Source organism: Lutibacter sp. (assembly GCF_041562875.1).
GTDB lineage: Bacteria > Bacteroidota > Bacteroidia > Flavobacteriales > Flavobacteriaceae > Lutibacter.
The window spans coordinates 21,363-28,508 of sequence record NZ_JBFFOE010000033.1 but is presented as its reverse complement, the minus strand read 5'-3'; the positions used below and the strand labels follow the sequence as shown (position 1 = coordinate 28,508).

Below are 7,146 nucleotides of genomic sequence, written 5' to 3'. Positions count from 1 at the left end.
TTTGAAAAAACATAGGAGCATCTTCACCAGTAATTATACTTCTATTAGGCTCAGCATAAGCATTTGTATCTCCTTCTCCTGTGGCAGTTAATAATAAATCTGAATCTAAACCATTAGGTAGTCCTTTTAAATCAGCAGGCACAGTACTTCCATCACTTCTACGTGCTGCTAAAATTGGTAATCTAGGATCTCCGTTTAAAAAATCAATAAATGTTTTACTCATTCTTGGATTTCCATCAGCACTAAAAACTTCTCCATTTCCATTTTTATTAATTCCTTCAGGTCCTGGTGTGTGTTGAATATAGGCAATATCATCATTTGAAGTCATTACTCCACCTGAAATAGCTTTTGTTGCCCAGCTTTGAGCTGCAGCAGCATCAACTTTTATTAAACGTAATCCTAAACGCAACATCATAGAGTTTGCATATCTCTTCCATTTACCCTGATCTCCTTGGAAAACTAAATCAGAATCTCCCCATTTCGATTCTCCTGAGCTTAAAGCAGCTGCAGATTCTTCTAACTCTTTTAAAAGGTCAGCGTATATTTCACTCTGCTTGTCATACTTCGGTGTTAAAATACCTTCCAAATATCCTTTCCCAGCTTCACTATAAGGAATATCTCCATAAACATCTGTTAATCTTTGATAAATTACAACTCTTTGAATTCTTGCAATTGCAATCATTTCTTCTGGCTGTCCTTCCTCTATTAATTGAACCAAAATATCTTCAATACCTTTAACTGGACCTGTATAATAGCGATCCCATAAAGAAGAAGCATATCCTTTATTCCATGTATATTTATCTCCAGACCAGTAACCAGCAGTTGTTGCAAAATGCTGCATCATGGTAGATTGATAAATTAAATTTGCTCTCCAAGCTTCATATCGTTCACCTGAGGTTCTCAACAGAGTAGCTGTAAATTTACTTTTTGCATCTATTTGAGAAGATTTGGTAGGATCAATATTTAATTCCTCAAAACCATTATCGCAAGAAGCAAAAACAAGTAATATTAATAATAGTGTATAAATTGTTTTTTTCATAATTCTAACTTCTAAAATTTAACGTTTAAACTTACTCCATAACTTCTTGTAGAAGGTAATCCGTAATACTCTAACCCTTGTGCATTCCCAGATGAATAAGCAGATTCTGGATCGATATTATCTACACTTCTTTTTATGTAAAATAAGTTTTTACCTATAAAAGAGATGTTTGCAGCTGTTAAAAAGGTTTTCTCAAGAATTTCATTTGGAAATGAATAGCCAATACTAAATTGTCTAAATTTAACATAGTCTGCATCTTCAACGAATTCTTCAGCTATCCCAGAAATTCTACCCCAATAAGTGGAAAGATCTTTTGGCTGAACTGTTGTTGTAAATGGAAGACCTGTAGCATCATCAATACCACTAACAGATAAACCGTTTTCACGACCTTCTAAAGTAACTTTATGTTGACCTCTTCCTACAGCACCTGCATTTGTACCAGAGAATATTTGACCACCAAATTTAGCGTCAATTAAAAAAGACATATTAAAGTTTTTATATGTAAATGAGTTGTTTAACCCCATAGAATAAGGAGGTACACCTTCACCAAGTTGTTTTCTACCTCCATCTTTAGCTCTTGGAACACCATCTGAATCAATTTCATAAATAATAGTACCACTATCATCTCTCGCATAAGAAGTACCATAAATAACACCATAAGCTTGTCCAACAATATGTCTAATATCAACATTTTGACTACGAGCTTCTCCTAATCCTATATCACCATTAGTATCATTAGTTCCAACAACCTCACTTTTGTTATGAGAGAAATTAAAAGTAGTAGTCCAAGTAAAGTTCTCATTTTTAATAGGAGATCCTGAAATTAACACTTCTAAACCTTTATTTGAAATTTCACCTAAGTTTGCAATTGAACTACCGTAACCAGAAGTTTCTGAAGCACTTACATTTACAATATCATTCGTTGTTGTTTTATCGTAATAAGCTAAGTCTAAAGATAATCTATTACTAAATAATCTAGTATCTAAACCAAATTCAAGCTCATCTACGTTATAAGGAATTAGATTTTCATTTGGAATACTTCCATTAGAAATTCCACCAAGAGGCTGACCTTGATGCCCTTGTCCAAATATACCATATGTTAATCCTAATGAGTATGGATCTGGAGCACCTCCAGCCAATTCTGAATATCCACCTCTAAATTTTGCGAAACTTACCCATTCTGGCATTGTGAATGCCTCTGACAAAATAACACTCGTATTTAATGATGTGTAAAGGTCATTATTAGGTGTTGTTTTTCCTGGTGCAGATAATGTTGAAAACCAGTCATTTCTAGCAGTAAAAGTTAAATAAACAATTTTATCATATGAAACTTCAACAGAACCATATACAGAGTTCATTTTTTGTTTACTATATCCATATTCTGTACTTTGATCTTTTGTGTTTTTTACATTTTCTAAACCTGGCACAATAAATTTATCTCCATTCAGCTTCAAGTTTTCTCTTATTTGAGTATTGTTAGAACCTCCAATAAATGAATTAGTAGAGAATTTATCATTTATAGCTTTATCTATACCTATCATGATATCAGAATCAACTTGGGTGTATCTACGTTCTTCTTCGTTCATACCTCCTTCAGTTTTATAAGCAGTTCCCCAAGGCTCAACAGCTGTTGATTTTCTTGTATAATCATCAATCCCAGCTCTACCTGTTATGTACAACCAGTCTAAAATATCATATCTTACAGATGCAGATGCTATGATTCTATTTTTTTGATCTTCATTTCTGAAATTATATGCTGCGAAATATGGATTTGTAGCATATATATTCGTTGAAGTTGCAAGTTCTGAGCCATCAGCATTTGAACCAGGTTGCATTGTAGTTACATCTACGTTAGCTGGCAATACTGCAACAGAATAATTTGCATTTCCTGGAGAATCAGATAATCGAGGTCTATTATATGCTTGCTCTCTTATGTATTTAACATTTGTATTAAATGTTAATTTATCAGCTAAAACAGATCCCATATTTAATGAGAAAGACTTTCTGTTTATTTCTGAATTCGGAACAATATCTTCATTTGATAAATCAGAAGCTGAAAATCTAAAATTTGAAGTTTCACCCCCGCCTGAAATTGCTACAGTATTAATAAATGTTGTTCCTGTTCTATAAAATTTATCAACGTTATTTCCCGCGTAAGAATAAGGTCTAGAAACACCATCCCAGTTAACAACACTTGAACCATCAAGTTTTGCCCCCCAAGATGAGTTCGGATTATCAAATGCACTAGCTTCATTTGATGGGGCAACACCAAGTGTTCCTTGTCCGTATTCTTTTTGGAAATCTTGAAGATTGGTATTAACCTGATCTACAGTTACTGAAGAGCTAAACTCAAGACCCAATCCTTTTTGTCCTTTTCCTGTTTTTGTAGTAATAATTATTACTCCGTTAGACGCTCTAGATCCATATAAAGCCGCTGCAGCTCCACCTTTTAAAACACTTACAGATGCAACATCATCTGGGTTAACACTAGAAATACCATCTCCTCCATCATTACCTCCCCACATTCCTGCAGAACCATTGTTATCATTACCAATAGGTATACCATCAATAATATATAAAGGTTGGTTATCTCCTGTTAATGAAGTACTACCACGAATAATTACCCTACTTGAACCAGCTGTTCCTGTAGAATTTCCAGTAATATTTACCCCGGCAACTTTACCTTGCAATGCATTAATTGCATTTGTTTCCTTAATTGTAGAGAGTTCATCTCCTTTTACTTCGGTTAATGAATAACCTAATGCTTTAGTTGCTTTTTTAATACCCAAAGCTGTTACCACAACTTCATCAAGAGATTCAGCATTTTGAACTAACATCACATTAATTGATCTTCTTCCATTTACAGAAATTTCCTGAGTTGTATAACCCATATACGAAAATAACAAAACAGTATTGTCCGATTTCACGTCAATACTAAATTTTCCATCAAAATTTGATGAGGCTCCATTATCTGTGCCTTTAATTATTACATTAACACCTGGCAATGGAGACCCATCTGCGGCATCAGTAATTGTTCCAGTTACTGTTTGAGCTTGCATACTGGAAAATCCTAATACACAAATCAAAAAAAACAGTTTCATTACTTTTTTAATCATTAATTATTTATTTGAGTTAATATTAAGTTAAATGTATATTAAACAAAAGTTGTGATTCAATAATTTCGACCAATAACATATTTATAACGTTATAGGAAGTATTTTAACTATTTTCGGAATTTAGAATTTATTTAATTTATACATTTTTAAAAAGAATATCAATCTAAATCAATATTTCAATAATTGAAAGTCTTTATTTTCGTTTTGAAATTTAACAATCAATATACCCCAGCAAACCAATCTCTTTCATACTACTTTGAATTATCTTTATCAAATCCTTCAAGCATAATCGTATAAATCCATAAAAGGAGACATGCTTTTATGGGTTTATATTTGAAATAACTTATCTACAGATAATTGAAAATATTTTAAAAATTAATTTAGTTTAATATATTCTTTTTTATTTAAGTTAGTTGAAATGGTATTTAAAAGCTCTCCATTATCTCCATTAAATTGCCAAAACATTACACCTCCCATTTTCTTATTTTTTATAAAATCTACTTTAATTTTCAAAGATTTAGGGTTTTCATATGTCAAAAACAACGAATCTTTTTCTCTCCAAATATAAGGTGCTTTAGCTTTATCATCCCAAAATGAAACAAATGATTTATTTTTAATACTATCAGCTATAGATTTATAATCTATACTACCTTTTTCACCTTTTGAGTTTTGGTATAAACCATTATTTTTTGGGATTGTTTTATTCCACCATCTACCATAAAATGGAACGCCTAATACTATTTTTTCAATGGGAATTCCTGCTCTAAAATGCACTTTAACTGCATAGTCTACATTCACCCTTGAATTCATATTAAAATCTGATTGAAATAAATTTGAATGATGTCCTGTTTTGCTTGATCCGCCAGTATAAAAATCATAAGTCATTATATTTATAAAATCAAGGTATTGATGAGCTTCTTTCATATTAGTATGTTCCAGATAATTTGGATCAGCACCCGTGGCAATAGTCAATAGATATTTATTAGATTCGTTTGATAATACATCTAATTTATCTCTTAATAATTTCAAAACAGCTGTAAAATTCTCTTTATCTTCTGCTCTATATTTATTATTATCTCCTAATTGACCTGGATATTCCCAATCCAAATCAATTCCATTAATTTTATGTTTCATTATAAAGGCGATAGCACTATTTGCAAAAATTTCTCTAGATTCTTCAGTTAAAACTGCATCAGAAAAATTTTTAGACCAACTCCAACCTCCAACTGAAATTAAGATCTTCAGATTTCTATTAACTTCCTTAAGATTATTTAATTTTTTTAAGACTTTTTCATCATTTTCATTTCCTTCTACAACTTTTCCATCTTTTATATTAGCAAAAGCATAATTAATATGAGTAATCTGCTTTGCTTTTTCATAATTATCACCCCAATTGTTTTGCCAACTGTTAACATAAGCAACAACTCTTTTTCTATTGTTAATAACATTATTTTTATTCACTATTTGTTGAGCCTTATTCTGATTCTCACAAGAAGTAATTAAGATTAGACTTAGGAGAATTATTAAAATTTGTTTAGACATAATTTATGATTTAAAATTTCAAAGCTAGCAAGCTTCTATTTTCCTTATAAATTTTCAAAATTAGTTCACCAAATAATGTATTTGCCCAAGCAAACCAATCTCTACCATACTCTTTTGGATTGTCTTTATTGAAGCCTTCATGCATAAAACCTGTTCCTGCATGAGTTCCTTTCAACATTTTTAGGCATTTTATTATTTCTTCATTATCCGTACTCGTCATTGCTCTTAAAATAATTCCCATTGGCCAAATTTTATTTTTACCAGTATGAGGACTTCCCTGACCTTCAGCAAATTCTCCTTTTAAAAAATATGGGTTATTTTCACTTAGCAAAAATTTTCTAGTATTTTTATAAATGTCATCAGTTAATTTATGAGCCCCCAAATAAGCCAATGACATTAATGAAGGCACATTGGCATCATCCATAAATAATTTATTACCAAACCCATCAACTTCATAAGCATAAATTTCACCATAATTTAAGTGTTCCGAAATTGCATATTTTTTAACAGCAACATCAACCTCTTCTGACATTTCTTCACAAATCGTTGCAAACTCATTTTCATCTAATACATTTCTATAAATTATTGATAATTGATTTAATGATAATAAAGCAAAAATATTTGAAGGAATTAAATAAGGGTACATTGTAGAATCATCAGATGGTCTAAACATTGAGCATATTAATCCGTTTGCCTTGACAGGTCTTCCAGTTCCACCAAAAGGAGGAGAATCAATTACCGAAGTAGTGCTTCTACTAAAATAATAATCTGATTCATTATTTTTTCGCTGCTCAGTTTTAAAGGTTTTTACAATTAAACGCATTGCATTATCCCAGTCTTCATCAAAAATAGAATCATCCTTCGTAATTTGATAATATTCATTTGCCAATCGAACAACATAGCATAGCGAATCTATTTCCCATTTACGCTCATGAATACCTGGTAGCATTTGAGTTTGATCACTTTTCCAGTGAGAAATTTTCGTTTTATCCTTATAAAATGCATTTGCATAGGAATCAAGTAACACACATTTCACTTGTCTGTTAATCAATCCTTTTACAAGATTTTTTAGTTTTTCATCTTTTGAAATTAATGACATATAAGGCCAAACTTGAGCAGTAGAATCTCTTAACCACATTGCATCAATGTCACCCGTAATTACAAACGTATCAGGATTCCCATCAATAATTTCATAATCAATTGTAGTATCTAATGTATTTGGAAAACAATTTTCAAAAAGCCAAGCAATCTCTTCATCTCTAATAACCAACTTTACTTTTTTTATCACATTTTCAACCTCCTCACTTACAAATTTTCTATCTGCTAAAGAAGGGCGTTTACTTATAAATTTATCTTGTGATGCTGCAACAATATTTTGAGGCATTGCTAAAGCTCCAGCAGTAAACAATGAACTTTGAACTAAAAAATTTCTTCTTTTCATTTTGAGAG

At 31.3% G+C, this 7,146-nt stretch carries 4 protein-coding genes; all 4 read right to left on the bottom strand.

The features are described 5' to 3' along the window. Positions 1–1,039: SusD/RagB family nutrient-binding outer membrane lipoprotein (locus tag ABY863_RS06635; protein WP_372793476.1), on the bottom strand; the 1,039-nt coding region annotated here is incomplete at its 3' end. A gap of 11 nt (positions 1,040–1,050) precedes the next feature. Next, entirely contained in the window at positions 1,051–4,155 is a 3,105-nt protein-coding gene (locus ABY863_RS06630; RefSeq protein ID WP_372793475.1) for a SusC/RagA family TonB-linked outer membrane protein, read from the bottom strand. A gap of 375 nt (positions 4,156–4,530) precedes the next feature. Continuing rightward, the gene (locus ABY863_RS06625; RefSeq protein WP_372793474.1) at positions 4,531–5,697 is read right to left on the bottom strand and encodes a glycoside hydrolase family 18 protein; all 1,167 of its coding nucleotides are present in this window, start codon (positions 5,695–5,697) and stop codon (positions 4,531–4,533) included. A gap of 10 nt (positions 5,698–5,707) precedes the next feature. Then, positions 5,708–7,138: a glycoside hydrolase family 125 protein gene (locus ABY863_RS06620; RefSeq protein ID WP_372793473.1), complete on the bottom strand. Its 1,431-nt coding sequence runs from the start codon at positions 7,136–7,138 to the stop codon at positions 5,708–5,710. Positions 7,139–7,146 lie beyond the last annotated feature (8 nt).